The organism is Pseudomonas sp. 67(2021) (assembly GCF_017491835.1).
Taxonomy (GTDB): Bacteria; Pseudomonadota; Gammaproteobacteria; order Pseudomonadales; family Pseudomonadaceae; genus Aquipseudomonas; species Aquipseudomonas atacamensis.
In genome coordinates this window covers 72736-90118 of the sequence record NZ_JAFGYL010000003.1, presented here as the reverse complement: position 1 = coordinate 90118, position 17383 = coordinate 72736, and the positions used below count along the sequence as shown (strand labels likewise).

The window sequence follows — 17383 nt, the reverse complement described above, 5'->3', positions numbered from 1 at the left end:
CAATCGCCGGCTTAAACTGGTAAAGTGCCGGCCGTTATTACTTAAGAGGATTGTTCCAATGGCGACTAACCGTTCCCAGCGTCTGCGCAAAAAACTGTGCGTTGATGAATTTCAAGAGCTGGGTTTCGAACTGAACCTGGACTTCAAAGAAGACTTGTCCGAAGAAGCCATTGACGCTTTCCTCGAAGCATTCATCAAAGAAGCCATGGAAGCCAACGGTCTGGGTTATGTTGGCGGCGACGACTTCGGTCTGGTGTGCCTGCAGAAGCGTGGCTCGGTCAACGAAGAGCAGCGCGCTGCCGTTGAAGCCTGGCTGAAAAACCGCTCCGAGCTGACCAAGTACGAAGTCAGCCCGCTGCTGGACGTGTGGTATCCGGAAAAGCCGATCAACGCGGCCAAGTGATACTGAAAAAAACGGCGACCTTCGGGTCGCCGTTTTTTTTCGTGGATCAAAAGATCGCAGCCTCGTTTCACTCGTCAGCTCCTACCTGTTCCCGATCCCCTGTAGGAGCTGTCGAGTGCAACGAGGCTGCGATCTTTGCTTCTAGGCTTTACGCCAATTCAAAATCACCAACGTCACCACCCCCGCAACAATCCCCCAGAACGCCGAACCAATGGAAAACAGTGTCAGCCCCGACGCCGTGACCATGAAGGTTATCAACGCCGCTTCCCGTTCCTTCACCTCGCTCATGGCAATGCTCAAGCCATTGATGATCGAGCCGAACAGCGCCAGCGCGGCAATCGACAGCACCAGTTCCTTGGGCAACGCCGCAAACAATGCCGCCAACGTCGCGCCGAACACCCCGGCAATCCCGTAGAACACCCCGCACCAGACCGCTGCGGTGTAGCGCTTGTTGCGATCTTCATGGGCATGCGGGCCGGTGCAGATCGCCGCGCTGATCGCTGCGAGGTTGATGCCGTGGGAGCCGAACGGCGCCAACAGCAGCGAGGCGATGCCGGTGGTGGTGATCAGTGGCGAGGCCGGGACGTTGTAGCCATCGGCGCGCAGCACGGCGATGCCGGGCATGTTCTGCGAGGTCATCGCCACCACGAACAGCGGAATGCCGATGCTGATGGTAGCGGCCAGGGAGAAGTGCGGCGTGGTCCACACCGGGGTGGCCACTTCCAGGTGAAAGCCGCTGAAATCCAGCAGCCCCATGAAGCCCGACAGCGCGGTGCCAATGAGCAGCGCTGCGAGCACCGCATAGCGTGGTGAAAGGCGCTTGACCAGCAGATAGGTGAAGAACATCCCCAGCACCAGCCCGGTACGGTGTTGCGCGGCGACGAAGATTTCGCTGCCGATCTTGAACAGAATCCCTGCCAGCAAGGCCGCCGCCAAAGAGGCCGGGATCTTTTTTACCAGCCGTTCGAAGCTGCCGGTCAGGCCGCAGATCGTCACCAGCACCGCGCACGTGATGTAGGCGCCGATCGCCTCGCCGTAACTGACGCCGCCCAGGCTGGTGATCAGCAACGCCGCGCCGGGGGTCGACCAGGCGATGGTGATCGGCGTGCGATAGCGCAGCGACAGGCCGATCGAACATACGGCCATGCCGATCGAAATCGCCCAGATCCACGAGGAAATTTGTCCGCTGGTCAGCCCGGCCGCTTGCCCGGCCTGGAACATCAGCACCAGCGAACTGGTGTAACCGGTCATCATCGCGATGAAACCGGCGACGATGGCGGAAGGCGAAGTGTCGGCCAGAGGGCGCAGGCGGGCGTGGGTGGCGTCGGTCATGACGGCGGTGTTCCTTATACCAATGGAGATGTCCGCCACAACACAGAACCTCTGTGGGAGCGAGCCTGCTCGCGAAAGCGGTAGGTCAGTCAACATTCATAGTGAATGTGGAATGGCTTTCGCGAGCAGGCTCGCTCCCACGAGGGGATTGCGGTCATGCAGCGGATTCTGCGATCAAGCCTAAACTCAAACGTAACTCAGCGTTGCAATACAGCCGCAGGCGCAAACAGCCGTACAGTCGTGTTGCCACCATTCATTGTGTACAATCGCGCTGTTTTTTACGCGATACTTGCCAGCGACCTACTGTGCCGTATTACAGTCACGGTCTATTCGCCGCAGTTTTCCCGACTCGAGTGCCCATGAACGAACAGTTGCAACCCCTCAAGAAACAACCGCGAGCAGGCAAAGCCGGCCGCAGCGGAACCCAGGACGATATTGTCTACGCGCATATCTTCGAGGCCATCCTCGAACAGCGTCTGGCGCCCGGTACCAAGTTGAGCGAAGAAGCGCTGGGGGAAATCTTCGGGGTCAGCCGCACCATCATTCGTCGCGCGCTGTCGCGTCTGGCCCATGAAGGCGTGGTGCTGTTGCGGCCCAATCGTGGCGCCGTGGTTGCCAGCCCGAGCGTTGAAGAGGCGCGTCAGGTGTTTCTCGCCCGGCGTCTGGTCGAGCGGGCGATCACTGAACTGGCGGTGCAACATGCCACTGCCGAGCAGATCGCCGAACTGCGGCAGATGGTCAACGATGAGCGCGATAGTTTCTCCCGCGGCGATCGCGGCGCCGGTATTCGACTGTCGGGCGAATTCCACCTGAAGCTGGCGGAAGCGGCAATGAACGCACCGTTGATCAGCTTCCAGCGCAGCCTGGTGTCGCAGACCTCGCTGATCATCGCCCAGTACGAAAGCGGCAACCGCTCGCATTGTTCGTACGACGAACACACGCAGTTGATCGACGCCATTGAAAAGCGCGACGGCGAACTGGCGGTGAACCTGATGATGCATCACATGGATCACATCGACAGCAAGCTCAACCTCGACGAGGAAGGCGCGTCGGATGATCTGCATGCGGTGTTCTCGCATTTGTTGCAGACCAAGAAGCCGGGGCGTCCAGCGGCCAAGCTCTGATCTGAAACCGAGTCGCGGCTTTCGCGAGCAGGCTCGCTCCCACAGGGGAATGCGTTTCAAAGGTGGGAGCGAGCCTGCTCGCGAAGCCAATCTGACCGGCAACAAAAATCCCCCGGGGTAAACACCACCGGGGATGATCGTTCCCACGCTCCGCGTGGGAATGTCTCTAGGGACGCTCCGCGTCCAGTGACGCGGAGCGTCACGGGCTGCATTCCCACGCAGAGCGTGGGAACGATCAGTGCAGGAAAACCTAGCGCTGATGCACCAGCGCCCCCGCTGCATACGTCTGCGCCACGGTGCGGTCATCGCCCAGGGTCATCAGCACAAACAACGTCTCGGCGATGTTATCCGACTGTTTCAAGCGGTAGCTCAGCAGCGGCGTGGCGTTGTAATCCAGTACCAGGAAGTCGGCATCACTGCCCGGTTGCAGGTTGCCGATCTTGTCTTCCAGACGCAGCGCCCGCGCGCCACCCAACGTCGCCAGATACAACGATTTGAACGGACTCAGGCGCGCGCCTTGCAGTTGCATCACCTTGTACGCTTCGTTCAGCGTCTGCAGCAGTGAGAAACTGGTACCGCCGCCGACGTCGGTGCCGAGGCCGACATTGAGCTTGTGTTTCTCGGCCATCGGCAGGTTGAACAGGCCGCTGCCGAGGAACAGGTTCGAGGTCGGGCAGAACGAGATTGCCGAGCCGGTTTCCGCCAGTCGCGCGCATTCTTCGTCACACAGGTGCACGCCGTGGGCGAATACCGAGCGTTCGCCAAGCAACTGGTAGTGATCGTAGACGTCGAGGTAACCCTTGCGCTCCGGGAACAGCTCTTTGACCCACTCGATTTCCTTGAGGTTTTCGCTGATGTGGGTCTGCATGTACAGATCCGGATATTCCGTCAGCAATTGCCCGGCCAGGGCCAGTTGTTCCGGGGTGCTGGTGGGGGCGAAGCGCGGCGTCACCGCATAGTGCAAGCGACCCTTGCCGTGCCAGCGCTCGATCAGCGCCTTGCTGTCGACGTAGCTGGATTCGGCGGTATCGACCAGATAATCCGGGGCATTGCGGTCCATCATCACCTTGCCGGCGATCATGCGCAGATCAAGCTTCTCGGCGGCCTCGAAAAACGAATTCACCGATTGCGGATGCACGCTGCCGAACACCAGCGCCGTGGTGGTGCCGTTGCGCAGCAGTTCCTTGATGAAAATATCGGCCACTTCGTCGGCGTGAGCCTTATCACTAAACTGGCTTTCGCAGGGAAAGGTGTAGGTGTTCAGCCAGTCGAGCAGTTGCTCGCCGTAGGAGCCGACCATGCCTGTCTGCGGCAGGTGAATGTGTGTGTCGATAAAGCCCGGGGTGATCAGCGCATCCTGATAATGGTTGATCTCGATATCCGCCGGCAGGGTCGGCAGCAGTTCGCTGGCGTGGCCGAGGGCGCTGATTTTGCCGTCATCGATCACCAGCAGGCCGTCCTCGAAATATTCATAGGAGGCTTCGATGCCGACTTCGGCAGGGTCGGCGATGCTGTGCAGAATGGCGGCGCGGTAGGCTTTGCGAGTCAGAGGCATGAGGGTTCTCTAATCAGTTTGAGGCTTTGAGTTTGGCGGACTGGCTGCGGCGCGAGGCGGGCAGCAATCGGGCAATCGGTTCGGCGCGGGCGCTGTGCTGGCCGAAATTGGCGTTATAGGTGGCGATGATTTCACCGGCGATGGAGATGGCGATTTCCACAGGCAGTTTGCCTTTGACTTCGCCGATGCCCATCGGGCAGCGCATGCGCTGCACCACGCTCGGGTCGAAACCACGATCACGCAGACGGTGTTCGAATTTGGCGCGTTTGGTTTTCGAGCCGATCAGGCCGAACCAAGTGAAATCGTTACGCTTGAGAATCGCCGCGGTCAGCTCCAGATCGAGCTGATGGTTGTGGGTCATGACGATGCAGTAGCTGCCGGCGGGCAGATCATCGACTTCGTCCACCGGCTCTTCGCTGACGATTTTACGCACGCCGTGGGGGATGTGTTCAGGGAACTCGGCCTCGCGCGAATCGATCCAGCGCACCCGGCAGGGCAGGCTGGCCAGCAGGGGCACTAGGGCGCGACCGACGTGGCCGGCACCGAACACGGCAATCTGCGCCTGCACCTGGCCCATCGGTTCGAACAGCAACACCGTAGCGCCACCGCAGCACTGGCCGAGACTGGCGCCGAGGCTGAAGCGCTCCAGATGGGTGTCCTGCTTGCCGCTGGCGAGCATCTCGCGGGCGATCTGCATGGCTTTGAATTCCAAATGCCCGCCACCGATGGTGTCGAACATGCGGTCAGCGCTGACGACCATTTTCGAGCCGGCGTTGCGTGGCGTCGAGCCGAGTTCTTCGATGATCGTCACCAGCACACAGGGCTCGCCCTGATTCTGCAGGTCGGCGAGGGCGTCGATCCAGTTGTACATACACACCTCTCAGATCGTTCCCACGCTCTGCGTGGGAATGCATCACTGGACGCTCCGCGTCCGCTGTTCAGGATGCGACGCAGAGCGTCGCGGGCTGCATTCCCACGCAGAGCGTGGGAACGATCATCAAACAACCGCGGTTTCAGCTTCGACAGCTTTCACCGCTTTGAGCTGGCGCATCTGCTCGCAGCCCCACAACACCCGCTCCGGCGTGGCCGGCGCATCGATCTTCGGCTGATGCTGATAATCGCCGAGGCTCGCCACCGCGTCCTTGATTGCGCACCACGCGGCGATGCCGAGCATGAACGGCGGTTCACCGACGGCTTTGGAATGGAACACCGTGTCTTCCGGGTTCTTGCGGTTTTCCACCAGTTTCACCCGCAGATCCAGCGGCATGTCCGCCACCGCCGGGATCTTGTAGCTGGCCGGGCCGTTGGTCATCAGCTTGCCCTTGTTGTTCCAGACCAGCTCTTCCATGGTCAGCCAGCCCATGCCCTGGACGAAACCGCCCTCGACCTGACCGATGTCGATCGACGGGTTCAGCGAGGCGCCGACGTCATGCAGGATGTCGGTGCGCAGCATCTTGTACTCGCCGGTCAGGGTATCGACGATCACTTCGCAGCAGGCTGCGCCGAAAGCGAAGTAATAGAACGGACGCCCACGGGCCTGACTGCGGTCGTAATAGATTTTCGGGGTCTTGTAGAAGCCAGTGCTCGACAGCGAGACCTGATTGAAATATGCCTGTTGGATCAGCGCTTCGAAGGTCAGAATCTGCTCGCGCACCCGCACGTGGCCGTTGCGGAATTCGACGTCTTCTTCGCTGACTTTGTAGTGCCGCGCGGCGAATTCGACCAGGCGTTGCTTGATGGTCTGTGCTGCGTTCTGCGCGGCTTTGCCGTTCAGGTCGGCGCCGCTGGAAGCAGCGGTCGGAGAGGTGTTCGGCACTTTGTCGGTGTTGGTCGCAGTGATCTGCACACGATCGATTTCGACCTGGAACACTTCCGCCACGACCTGGGCTACTTTGGTATTCAGGCCCTGACCCATTTCCGTACCGCCGTGGTTCAAGTGGATGCTGCCGTCGGTGTAGATGTGAATCAGCGCACCGGCCTGGTTCAAGAAGCTCGCGGTGAAGGAAATACCGAATTTCACCGGAGTCAGCGCCAAGCCTTTTTTGAGGATCGGGCTGTTGGCGTTGTAGCGGCGGATCGCTTCGCGGCGCTCGGCGTACTGGCTGCTTTCTTCCAGTTCGGCGGTCATCTCTTCGAGCATGTTGTGCTCGACGGTCTGGTAGTAGTGGGTGACGTTGCGCTCGGTCTTGCCGTAGTAGTTGGCTTTGCGCACCGCCAGCGGGTCGAGCTTCAAGTGCCGGGCAATCGCGTCCATCACTTCTTCGATGGCGACCATGCCTTGCGGGCCGCCGAAGCCGCGATAAGCAGTGTTCGAGGCGGTGTTGGTCTTGCAACGGTGACCGTTGATGGTGGCATCGCCGAGATAGTAGGAGTTGTCCGAGTGGAACATCGCGCGGTCAACGATCGAGGCGGACAAGTCCGGCGAGCAACCGCAGTTTCCGGCCAACTCCATGTTGATCCCGTGCAGACGGCCGCTGCTGTCGAAGCCGACGTCGTACTCGACGTAGAACGGGTGGCGCTTGCCGGTCATCAGCATGTCTTCGACGCGCGGCAGGCGCATCTTGGTCGGTTGGCCGGTGAGGTGCGCGACCACCGCGCACAGGCACGCCGGGCTCGCAGCCTGGGTTTCCTTGCCACCGAAACCACCGCCCATGCGGCGCATGTCGACGACGATCTTGTTCATCGACACGTCGAGCACTTCGGCGACCAGTTTCTGCACTTCAGTCGGGTTCTGCGTCGAGCAGTAGACGATCATGCCGCCATCTTCAGTAGGCATCACAGAGGAGATTTGTGTCTCCAGATAGAAGTGCTCCTGGCCGCCGATGTGCAGCGTGCCCTGAATGCGGTGTTTCGCCGTGGCCAGTGCAGAGGCCGAGTCGCCGCGCTGGTGGGTGTGGCTGTCGAGCACGAAATGGCGCTTGCGCAGGGCTTCGACGACGTCGAGCACCGGTTCCAGATCTTGGTATTCGATGATCGCCGCCATTGCTGCTTTGCGTGCGGTTTCCAGGTCTTTCGCCGCGACCGCCAGCACCGGCTGGCCGACAAACTGCACGTCATCGATGGCCAGCAGTGGGTCGCCCGGCATCAGCGGGCCGATGTCCTTCAGGCCCGGCACGTCTTCGTGGGTAATGACGATGCGCACGCCTTCGAAGGCGTAGCACGGCTGCGTGTCGATGCTGAGGATTTTCGCGTGGGCGCGGTCCGACAGGCGTGCATACAGGTGCAATTGGTTGGGGAATTCCAGGCGATCATCGATGTACTGCGCTTCACCGGACACATGCTTGGCGGCGCTGTCGTGTTTGACGCTGCGACCGACACCGGTGGTCAGATCCTTGGCGAACAATTCGGCCAATTCAGCCTGGGTCTTCTCTACGGCGTGATGATTAGACATAAGCGGTCACCCGAGTCTCGATGTGCGGTGTTTGCAGTTCGATGAAGTATTTGCGCAGCAGGTTCTGCGCGCTGAGCAGTCGATATTCCTTGCTGGCGCGGAAGTCCGAGAGCGGTGTGAAATCTTCGGCCAGCGCGGCGCAGGCGCGCTCGATCACGGCGTTGTTGAACGGTGCACCTTGCAGCACGGCTTCGCAGTACGCAGCGCGTTTCGGAATCGCCGCCATGCCGCCGAAGGCCACGCGCGCGTCGCTGATCACGCCATTTTCCACGCGCAGATTGAAGGCAGCGCAGACGGCGGAGATGTCGTCGTCCAGGCGCTTTGACACTTTATAGGCACGGAACAACTGCTCGGCGCTGGCGCGCGGGACGATGATTTTTTCGATGAACTCGCTTTCCTGGCGCGCGGTGACGCGGTAGTCGATGAAGTAGTCTTCCAGGTTCAAGGTGCGGCGGGTTTCGCCTTTGCACAGCACGATCTGCGCGCCGAGGGCGATCAGCAGCGGTGGCGAGTCACCGATCGGCGAGGCGTTGCCGATGTTGCCGCCGAGGGTGCCTTGATTGCGGATCTGCAACGAGGCGAAGCGGTGCAGCAGTTCGCCGAAGTCCGGGTACTCGGCATTCAACGCTTCGTAGCAGTCGGAGAGGGCCGTGGCGGCGCCGATTTCGATGCGGTCATCGAAGGTTTCGATGCGCTTCATTTCGGCGACGTTGCCGACGTAGATCATCACCGGCAGGGTGCGGTGGAACTGGGTGACCTCCAGTGCCAGGTCAGTGCCGCCGGCGAGCAGCCGCGCTTGTGGATAAGCGTCGTAGAGATCGGCCAGGTCAGCGACGGTCAGCGGCACCAGGCAGCGCTTGTCGCCGCTGTTGAGTTCGCCGATATCGGTCGGCGCGATGGCCTTGAGGCGGGCAATGGTTTCGGCTTCGCGGGCGTCGAACTGATCCGCTGGCTTGGCGCAGCAGGATTGTTCGGCAGCGGCGAGAATCGGCCGGTAGCCAGTGCAGCGGCAGAGGTTGCCGGCCAGCGCTTCGTGAGCCTTGGCCTGATCCGGCGCATCGCTGTTCTTTTGCAGGGCGAACAACGACATGACGAAACCGGGGGTGCAGAAGCCGCACTGCGAACCGTGGCACTCGACCATGGCTTTCTGCACGCTGTGCAGTTCGCCTTTGTGCTTGAGGTCTTCAACGCTGATCAGTTGTTTGCCGTGCAAGGACGAGACGAAAGTAAGGCACGAATTGAGGCTGCGATAGCGAATATGTTCACGCCCCGTATCATCGGTCTGCAACTCGCCAACCACCACGGTGCAGGCGCCGCAGTCGCCACTGGCGCAACCTTCTTTGGTGCCGGGCTTGCCTACGTGTTCGCGCAGGTAATTGAGCACAGTCAGATTCGGGTCCAGGGCGTGCTCGCTACGGAGTTCCTGGTTAAGTAAAAACTGGATCACGGAAGGCCTCGCAGACTCATTATTGTTGTTAACCGACGTGAACCGAATTTAGCAGGTCTGACTTTTCGGTCAATGGTTTTCTGACTTAAAGGTCAGGAAAATCCGTTTCGTCGATCAACAGCGTGTCTATTCAGTATTGACCTTCATCGGTCACTGCGCTTTTTTGCGGGATTCGTGCCAAAAACCGCTGAGTGGGCACTCCGCCATGACCGCGCATTTGCGCTACACTGCGCCGCTTGTGCAGATCGATAGAGTTTGAAGGACAACCATGACGTTCAAGGCGCCGGACAGCCTCGCCGAGCAAATCGCTCACCACCTCGCCGAACGCATCATTCGTGGCGAAATGAAGCCAGGAGAGCGCATCCAGGAACAGAAGGTCACGCTGGCGCTCAACGTCAGCCGCGGTTCGGTCCGCGAAGCCTTGCTGATCCTCGAGCGCCGTCACCTGATCGCGATCCTGCCGCGTCGTGGCGCCCACGTTACCGAGCTGACGCCGCACAAAGTGCAGAGCCTGTGCACGCTGATGAGCGAGCTGTATATCCTGCTCGGCAATTCGGTGGCCAATGGCTGGCAAGTGCAGTCGGACATGGCGCCGTTCGTGCAGATCCAGCAGCGCCTGACCGCCAATTACGAGCGCGGCGATATCCGCAGCTTCGTCGATGACAGCTTTGCGGTGATGCGCGCCGCCTATCCGTTCGCCAACAATCCGTACCTGCAAGAAACCGTCGAGAACCTCCAGCCGGCGATGAGCCGCGCGTATTTCCTCGCCCTCGAACAGCGCAAGGCGGAAATGAGCGAATTCCTCGAACTGTTCGAACGCTTGCTCGCCGCCGTACTCGCCCGTGATTTGCCGCAGATCCGCATCGTGCTCACGGCGTATGCCCAGCGCAGCTGCGATCTGGTGGTGTCTGCGCTGACGGTTGCCTGAGCGTGCGGCTGAAGTGCATCAAACTGGCGGGGTTCAAATCCTTCGTCGACCCGACCACGGTGAACTTCCCCAGTAACATGGCGGCGGTCGTCGGGCCGAACGGTTGCGGCAAGTCGAACATCATCGACGCCGTGCGCTGGGTGATGGGCGAAAGTTCGGCGAAGAACCTCCGTGGCGAGTCGATGACCGACGTCATCTTCAACGGCTCGACCAGCCGCAAACCGGTGAGCCAGGCGAGCATCGAACTGGTGTTCGACAACTCCGACGGCACGCTGCTCGGCGAATACGCCGCCTACGCGGAGATTTCCATCCGCCGCAAAGTCACCCGTGACAGCCAGACCACTTATTACCTCAACGGCACCAAATGCCGTCGGCGCGACATCACCGATATCTTCCTCGGCACCGGCCTCGGCCCGCGCAGCTACTCGATCATCGAACAGGGGATGATCTCCAAGCTGATCGAATCCAAGCCCGAAGACCTGCGTAACTTCATCGAAGAAGCCGCCGGCATCTCGAAATATAAAGAGCGCCGCCGCGAGACCGAGAACCGCATCCGCCGCACTCACGAGAACCTCGCCCGCCTGACTGACCTGCGCGAAGAGCTGGAGCGCCAGCTAGAACGTCTGCACCGTCAGGCCGAGGCGGCGAAAAAGTATCAGGAACTCAAGGCCGAAGAGCGTCAGCTCAAGGCGCAACTGTCGGCCCTGCGGTGGCAGGATCTCAACGAGCAGGTCGGCCAGCGTGAGTCGATCATCGGCAACCAGGAAGTCAGCTTCGAAGCGTTGGTCGCTGAACAGCGTAATGCTGATGCGGCCATCGAACGCCTGCGCGACGGTCACCACGACCTGTCCGAGCGCTTCAATCTGGTGCAGGGCCGCTTCTATTCGGTCGGCGGCGACATCGCCCGGGTCGAGCAGAGCATTCAGCATGGCCAGCAGCGGTTGCGCCAGTTGCAGGACGATCTGAAAGAAGCCGAGCGCGCGCGTCTGGAAACCGAGTCGCACCTGGGCCACGACCGCACGTTGCTGCTGACCCTCGGCGAAGAACTGGACATGCTCACCCCCGAGCAGGAAGTCACCAGCGCTGCCGCCGAGGAAGCCGCTGCGGCCCTCGAAGAAGCCGAAACCACCATGCACGGCTGGCAGGAGCAGTGGGATGCTTTCAACCTGACCGCTGCCGAACCGCGCCGTCAGGCTGAAGTGCAGCAGTCGCGGATCCAGCAGCTGGAAAGCAGCATGGAGCGTCTGGCTGACCGACAGAAGCGCCTCGCTGAAGAGCGTGCGTTGCTGTCCGCCGACCCGGAAGACGCGGCGATCATGGCGCTCAACGAGCAGCTCGCCGAGTCCGAAGCGACTCTCGAAGATTTACAGACCAGCGAAGAAGCGCAGGTCGAAAAGCTCGAACAACTGCGTCAGGAATTACAGCAAGCGTTGACCGCACAGCAGCAGGCGCAGGGCGATCTGCAGCGGCTCAACGGTCGTTTGGCGTCGCTGGAAGCCTTGCAGCAAGCCGCGCTGGATCCGGGCACCGGCACCGCCGAATGGTTGAAGGAACACAACCTCGCCGAGCGCCCGCGTCTGGCCGAAGGTCTGAAGGTTGAGGCCGGTTGGGAATTGGCGGTGGAAACCGTGCTCGGCGCCGATCTGCAAGCGGTGCTGGTCGACGATTTCAGCGGCTTCGATCTGTCCGGTTTCACCCAAGGCGATTTGCGCCTGCTCAGCCCGGCCAGCGATGGCGTGCGGGTGGCGGGCAGCCTGCTGGACAAAGTCGAGGCGCAGATCGATCTGTCGCCGTGGCTTGGTCAGGTCAAACCGGTCGACAGCCTTGAACAGGCGCTGGCCTTGCGTGGCCAGTTGAGCGCCGGGCAGAGCCTGATCAGTCGCGATGGCTACTGGGTCGGTCGACACTTTTTACGCGTGCGTCGCGCCAGCGAAGCGGAAAGCGGCATGCTCGCCCGTGGCCAGGAAATCGAAGACCTGCAACTGGAGCGTGAAGAGCGCGAAGCCACCGTCGAGGCCATGGAAACCCGCCTGCAAACCCTGCGCGCGCAACAGCGCCAGCAGGAAAACGGCCGCGAACACCTGCGCCGCTTGCTGCAGGACGAAGCGCGCCAGCAAGGCGAACTGAAAGCGCAGTTGTCCGCCGGCAAGGCCAAAGCCGAACAGCTGACATTGCGCCGCACCCGTCTCGATGAAGAACTGGTCGAACTCGCCGAACAGCGCGAGCTTGAGCACGAACAGGTCGGCGAAGCGCGCATGCAATTGCAGGAAGCGCTGGACGCCATGGCGCTCGACACCGAGCAGCGCGAGTTGCTGCTGGCCCAACGCGACAGCCTGCGCGAGCGCCTTGATCGCGTGCGTCAGGAAGCGCGGCAGCACAAGGATCACGCCCATCAATTGGCCGTGCGTCTCGGCTCGTTGCGCGCCCAGCATGACTCCACGCGCCAGGCGCTGGAGCGTCTGGAAATGCAGGCCGAACGCCTGACTGAAAAGCGCGAACAGTTGAGTCTGAATCTGGAGGAGGGCGAGGCGCCGCTGGAAGAGCTGCGCCTCAAGCTCGAAGAGTTGCTCGACAAGCGCATGACCGTCGATGAAGAGCTCAAGACCGCGCAGATCGCCATGGAAGACGCCGATCGTGAATTGCGCGACGCGGAAAAACGCCGCACCCAGGCCGAGCAGCAATCGCAGTTGATTCGCGGCCAGCTCGAACAGCAACGCATGGAATGGCAGGCGCTGACCGTACGGCGCAAGGCTTTGCAGGATCAATTGCTCGAAGATGGCTACGATCTCAACGGCGTGCTCGCCACATTGACCGCACAAGCCAGTGAACGCGAAGCCGAAGAAGAACTCGAACGCATCAACGCGCGGATTCAGCGCCTGGGTGCGATCAACCTCGCGGCCATCGATGAATACACGCAACAATCGGAGCGTAAACGTTATCTGGATGCGCAGGACGCCGATCTGGTCGAGGCGCTGGAGACCCTGGAAAACGTCATCCGCAAAATCGATAAGGAAACCCGCAACCGTTTCAAAGATACCTTTGATCAGATCAACGGTGGTTTGCAGGCACTTTTCCCGAAAGTTTTCGGTGGCGGGCGCGCGTATTTGGAACTGACGGGCGAAGATCTACTCGATACAGGGGTGACGATCATGGCGCAGCCGCCCGGGAAGAAGAACAGCACCATCCATTTGCTCTCCGGCGGCGAAAAAGCCCTGACTGCACTGGCCCTGGTTTTTGCCATCTTCAAGTTGAACCCGGCGCCGTTCTGCATGCTCGATGAGGTTGACGCGCCACTGGATGACGCTAACGTTGGACGCTACGCACGCCTGGTCAAAGAGATGTCGCAGACCGTGCAGTTCATTTACATCACCCACAACAAGATCGCCATGGAAATGGCCGAGCAGTTGATGGGTGTGACGATGCATGAACCGGGCTGTTCGCGACTGGTGGCGGTGGATGTCGAGGAGGCGATGGCGATGGTGGACGCCTAGCGGCGCGGCTGCAGGTTACAAGCTCCAGGCTGCAAGTGGACGGCTTGTGGCTTGGAGCTCAAAGCTTGTAGCTGCGAAGCCTTTGATCGTGCTAGTTTAATGTCAATTTTTCGTATACGTGGGCAAAACGCCTGTCAGAACATAGAGTTGGCGCCACGTTTTAAAGCGGTTTACGCAGTGTAAACCCCTTATTTTTCAGCATTTTTTATAGAGGCACGGGATTACATGGAAATCGGTCTGCGCGAGTGGCTGATCGTCATCGGCATCATTGTGATAGCCGGTATTCTTTTCGATGGCTGGCGCCGTATGCGCGGCGGCAAGGGAAAGCTGAAATTCCGTCTCGACCGGAGCCTGTCCAATCTGCCGGACGAGGACACCAGCGCCGAGCTGTTGGGCCCGGCCCGCGTCCTGGATACGCACAAAGAGCCGCAACTGGACGAGCACGATCTGCCGTCGGTGAGCATGCCTAACCGCGAAGCCCGCGAGCCGCGTGAATCCGGTTCGAAACGTGGCAAGCGCGGCAGCAACGGCCCGGCGCAGGGCGACTTGAACCTCGACCTCGATCTGGACGGCGGCCCGAGCTTCAGCAGCCGCGATGACGATTTCGCCGAAGACAGCAAGCCTGCAGCGGCCGTGGCGGAAAAAGATCAGCCACAAGCCGAAGAAGTCCTGGTGATCAGCGTGATCTGCCGCGACCCGGCCGGCTTCAAAGGCCCGGCGCTGCTGCAGAACATTCTCGAAAGCGGTCTGCGTTTCGGCGAGATGGACATTTTCCACCGCCACGAAAGCATGGCCGGCAACGGCGAAGTGCTGTTCTCCATGGCCAATGCGGTCAAGCCGGGCATCTTTGATCTGGACGACATCGACCACTTCAGCACTCCGGCGGTGAGCTTCTTCCTCGGTCTGCCAGGCCCGCGTCATCCGAAGCAGGCCTTCGACGTGATGGTCGCGGCAGCCCGCAAGCTGTCCCAGGAACTGAACGGCGAACTGAAAGACGACCAGCGCAGCGTACTGACTGCGCAGACGATTGAGCACTACCGTCAGCGCATCGTCGAATTCGAACGCCGCGCCCTGACCCAGAAGCGCTAAGGCCAAATCAAAAGATCGCAGCCTTCGGCAGCTCCTACAGAGGATCGCGATACTGTAGGAGCTGACGAGTGCAACGAGGCTGCGATCTTCTGGCACCGCCGCCGATAATGGAATAAAACTGGAGCAGCCTCGGCTGCTCTTTTGCTTTATGAGAGAACACCCATGACCGCCGCCAAAACCCGCATTCTAGAGCTGCGCGCTGAGCTGGATCAGCACAACTATCGCTATCACGTTCTCGACGAGCCGAGCATTCCCGATGCCGAGTACGACCGCTTGTTCCACGAGCTCAAGGCGCTGGAAGCGGCCAACCCGGAACTGATCACCAGCGACTCGCCGACCCAGCGCGTCGGCAGCATGGCGTTGACCGCGTTCACTCAGGTGCGTCACGAAATTCCGATGCTCAGCCTCGGCAACGCTTTCGAAGAATCCGACATGCGCGAGTTCGATCGCCGCGTCAACGAAGGCCTCGACGTGCCGGCCGGCGATCTGTTTGGTGGCGGCGCGGCGGTGGAATACAGCTGCGAGCCGAAGCTCGATGGCCTGGCGGTCAGCCTGCTGTATCAGGATGGTTTGCTGGTGCGCGGCGCCACCCGTGGCGATGGCACCACCGGCGAGGACATCAGCGTCAACGTGCGTACCGTGCGCAATATTCCGCTGAAGCTGCACGGCGAAGGCTGGCCGGCGACGCTGGAAGTGCGCGGTGAAGTGTTCATGTCCAAGGCCGGTTTCGAGCGCCTCAATGCTTCGCAACTGGAAATCGGCGGCAAGACCTTCGCCAACCCGCGCAACGCGGCAGCAGGCAGCCTGCGCCAGCTCGACTCGAAGATCACCGCCAACCGGCCACTGGAATTCTGCTGCTATGGCATCGGTCAGGTGTCTCACGATATCGCCGACACCCACATCGGCAACCTCAAGCAGTTGCAGAAGTGGGGCATGCCGATCAGTCACGAACTGAAGCTGGCCAAGGGGATTGATGAGTGCCTGGAGTACTACCGCGACATCGGCGAGCGCCGTAACTCGCTGGCCTATGAAATCGATGGCGTGGTGTTCAAGGTCAACAGCATTGCCGACCAGCGTGAACTGGGCTTCCGTGCCCGCGAGCCGCGCTGGGCGATCGCACACAAATTCCCGGCGATGGAAGAACTCACCGAGCTGCTCGACGTGGAATTCCAGGTCGGCCGCACCGGTGCGGTGACTCCGGTGGCGCGTCTGAAACCGGTGAAGGTCGCCGGCGTCACCGTGGCCAACGCCACGTTGCACAACATGGACGAAGTCGCGCGGCTGGGCCTGATGATCGGCGACACGGTGATCATTCGCCGCGCCGGTGATGTGATTCCGCAAGTGGTGCAGGTAGTCATCGAGCGTCGCCCCGATGACGCGCGCCCGGTGGCCATTCCTGAAAGCTGCCCGGTGTGCGGCTCCCACGTTGAACGCACGCAACTGGTCAAGCGCAGCAAGGGCAAGGAAACCTTCAGCGAAGGTGCGGTGTATCGCTGCGTCGGCCGACTGGCCTGTGGCGCGCAATTGAAGCAGGCGATCATTCACTTCGTCTCGCGTCGGGCCATGGACATCGAAGGCTTGGGCGACAAGAGCGTCGAGCAACTGGTCGACGAAGGCCTGGTCAGCTCGCCAGCCGATCTGTATGCGCTGAAGTTCGACGACATCGTCGATCTGGAAGGCTTCGCCGAGGTATCGAGCAACAAGCTTCTCAAAGCCATTGAGGACAGCAAGCAGCCGAGCCTGGCACGTTTCATCTACGCCCTCGGCATTCCCGATGTCGGCGAAGAAACGGCCAAGGTGCTGGCGCGTTCGCTGGGTTCGCTGGAGCGCGTGCAACAGGCCTTGCCGCATGTGCTGACCTACCTGCCGGATGTCGGCCTGGAAGTGGCGCACGAGATCCACAGTTTCTTTGAGGATGCGCACAACCAGCAGGTCATCAGCGAATTGCTCGGCCATGGTTTGCAGATTCAGGATCAAGGCGAATTGGGCGCCGAATTCGCCGCCAGTACCACCCTGGGCGGCTTGCTCGACAAACTGCACATTCCCTTCGTCGGCCCCGGTGGTGCGCAGAAACTGGCCGACCGCTTTGGCTCGCTGGAAGCAGTGATGAACGCTGACTGGCTGGACATGCGCCAGGCATTGCCGGAGAAGCAGGCCAACTCGGTGCGCGAGTTCTTCGCCTCGCCTGAGCATCGGCAACTGGCCGAGCGGGCCGAGCAGCAGCTGCGCGATTTCGGCATGCATTGGCAGAGCGAGAAAAAAGTCGTCGAAGGTCTGCCGCTGTCCGGCGAAACCTGGGTGCTGACCGGCAAGGTCGAGTTGATGAGCCGGGATGTGGCCAAGGAGCACCTGGAAAGCCTGGGCGCCAAGGTCGCCGGTTCGGTGTCGGCGAAAACCCATTGCGTGGTCGCAGGCCCGGGTGCCGGCTCGAAACTGACCAAGGCCAATGAACTGGGGGTGAAGGTCATGGATGAAGAGACGTTTATCGCTTTCCTCAAAACCCACGGTATTTCCGTATGACCTTTTTCTCACGCCCCCTCAACTGATCGTTCCCACGCTCCGCGTGGTAACGCATCCCGTGACGCTCTGCGTCACAGCGGACGCGGAGCGTCCGGGGCGGCAT

General features: G+C 60.9%; 11 protein-coding genes. 6 read left to right on the top strand and 5 right to left on the bottom strand.

The features are described from left to right. Positions 1-58 precede the first annotated feature (58 nt). Positions 59-403: a YggL family protein gene (locus J5M66_RS05995; protein WP_016773843.1), complete on the top strand. Its 345-nt coding sequence runs from the start codon at positions 59-61 to the stop codon at positions 401-403. A 141-nt stretch (positions 404-544) separates the two neighbouring features. Here the strand turns inward: J5M66_RS05995 and J5M66_RS05990 are convergent, their stop codons facing one another. After that, positions 545-1735 carry a benzoate/H(+) symporter BenE family transporter gene (locus J5M66_RS05990; RefSeq protein WP_207807388.1) on the bottom strand — a complete coding sequence of 397 codons (1191 nt, stop codon included), beginning with the start codon at positions 1733-1735 and terminating at the stop codon, positions 545-547. A 359-nt stretch (positions 1736-2094) separates the two neighbouring features. Between J5M66_RS05990 and J5M66_RS05985 the strand changes: the two genes are divergently transcribed. Further along, positions 2095-2859 (top strand): GntR family transcriptional regulator, encoded by a 765-nt coding sequence (locus J5M66_RS05985; protein WP_007918375.1) that lies wholly within the window; start codon positions 2095-2097, stop codon positions 2857-2859. A 250-nt stretch (positions 2860-3109) separates the two neighbouring features. Here J5M66_RS05985 and guaD read toward each other — a convergent pair whose 3' ends face one another. From guaD to xdhA, 4 genes are all read right to left on the bottom strand, one after another. Further along, entirely contained in the window at positions 3110-4414 is a 1305-nt protein-coding gene (guaD, locus tag J5M66_RS05980) for a guanine deaminase (protein ID WP_207807387.1), read from the bottom strand. Between the two features lie 13 nt (positions 4415-4427). Next, complete coding sequence (gene xdhC, locus J5M66_RS05975) at positions 4428-5285, bottom strand: xanthine dehydrogenase accessory protein XdhC (RefSeq protein WP_207807386.1); 858 nt, start codon at positions 5283-5285, stop codon at positions 4428-4430. 126 nt (positions 5286-5411) lie between these two features. Then, on the bottom strand, positions 5412-7805 hold the full coding sequence (xdhB, locus tag J5M66_RS05970; RefSeq protein WP_123443129.1) for a xanthine dehydrogenase molybdopterin binding subunit: 2394 nt from the start codon (positions 7803-7805) through the stop codon (positions 5412-5414). Next, positions 7798-9252, bottom strand: coding sequence for a xanthine dehydrogenase small subunit (gene xdhA / locus J5M66_RS05965; protein WP_207807385.1), 1455 nt, complete (start codon positions 9250-9252; stop codon positions 7798-7800). The genes xdhB and xdhA overlap by 8 nt, the downstream gene beginning before the upstream one ends. A gap of 268 nt (positions 9253-9520) precedes the next feature. Here xdhA and J5M66_RS05960 point away from each other — a divergent pair, with 268 nt between their 5' ends. From J5M66_RS05960 to ligA, 4 genes are all read left to right on the top strand, one after another. Further along, positions 9521-10180 carry a GntR family transcriptional regulator gene (locus tag J5M66_RS05960; protein WP_039763015.1) on the top strand — a complete coding sequence of 220 codons (660 nt, stop codon included), beginning with the start codon at positions 9521-9523 and terminating at the stop codon, positions 10178-10180. Between the two features lie 2 nt (positions 10181-10182). Then, positions 10183-13671, top strand: coding sequence for a chromosome segregation protein SMC (gene smc, locus J5M66_RS05955; RefSeq protein WP_207807384.1), 3489 nt, complete (start codon positions 10183-10185; stop codon positions 13669-13671). 225 nt (positions 13672-13896) lie between these two features. Next, positions 13897-14760, top strand: a complete 864-nt coding sequence (zipA, locus tag J5M66_RS05950; protein WP_016773851.1) for a cell division protein ZipA — start codon at positions 13897-13899, stop codon at positions 14758-14760. Positions 14761-14922: 162 nt separating this feature from the next. Then, entirely contained in the window at positions 14923-17280 is a 2358-nt protein-coding gene (ligA, locus tag J5M66_RS05945) for an NAD-dependent DNA ligase LigA (RefSeq protein WP_207807383.1), read from the top strand. Positions 17281-17383: the final 103 nt, after the last annotated feature.

Coding starts and splice junctions, on each gene's coding strand:
- J5M66_RS05995 (WP_016773843.1), top strand. CDS start 59: ATGGCGACTAACCGTTCCCAGCGTCTGCGCAAAAAACTGTGCGTTGAT.
- J5M66_RS05990 (WP_207807388.1), bottom strand. CDS start 1,735: ATGACCGACGCCACCCACGCCCGCCTGCGCCCTCTGGCCGACACTTCG.
- J5M66_RS05985 (WP_007918375.1), top strand. CDS start 2,095: ATGAACGAACAGTTGCAACCCCTCAAGAAACAACCGCGAGCAGGCAAA.
- guaD (WP_207807387.1), bottom strand. CDS start 4,414: ATGCCTCTGACTCGCAAAGCCTACCGCGCCGCCATTCTGCACAGCATC.
- xdhC (WP_207807386.1), bottom strand. CDS start 5,285: ATGTACAACTGGATCGACGCCCTCGCCGACCTGCAGAATCAGGGCGAG.
- xdhB (WP_123443129.1), bottom strand. CDS start 7,805: ATGTCTAATCATCACGCCGTAGAGAAGACCCAGGCTGAATTGGCCGAA.
- J5M66_RS05960 (WP_039763015.1), top strand. CDS start 9,521: ATGACGTTCAAGGCGCCGGACAGCCTCGCCGAGCAAATCGCTCACCAC.
- zipA (WP_016773851.1), top strand. CDS start 13,897: ATGGAAATCGGTCTGCGCGAGTGGCTGATCGTCATCGGCATCATTGTG.
- ligA (WP_207807383.1), top strand. CDS start 14,923: ATGACCGCCGCCAAAACCCGCATTCTAGAGCTGCGCGCTGAGCTGGAT.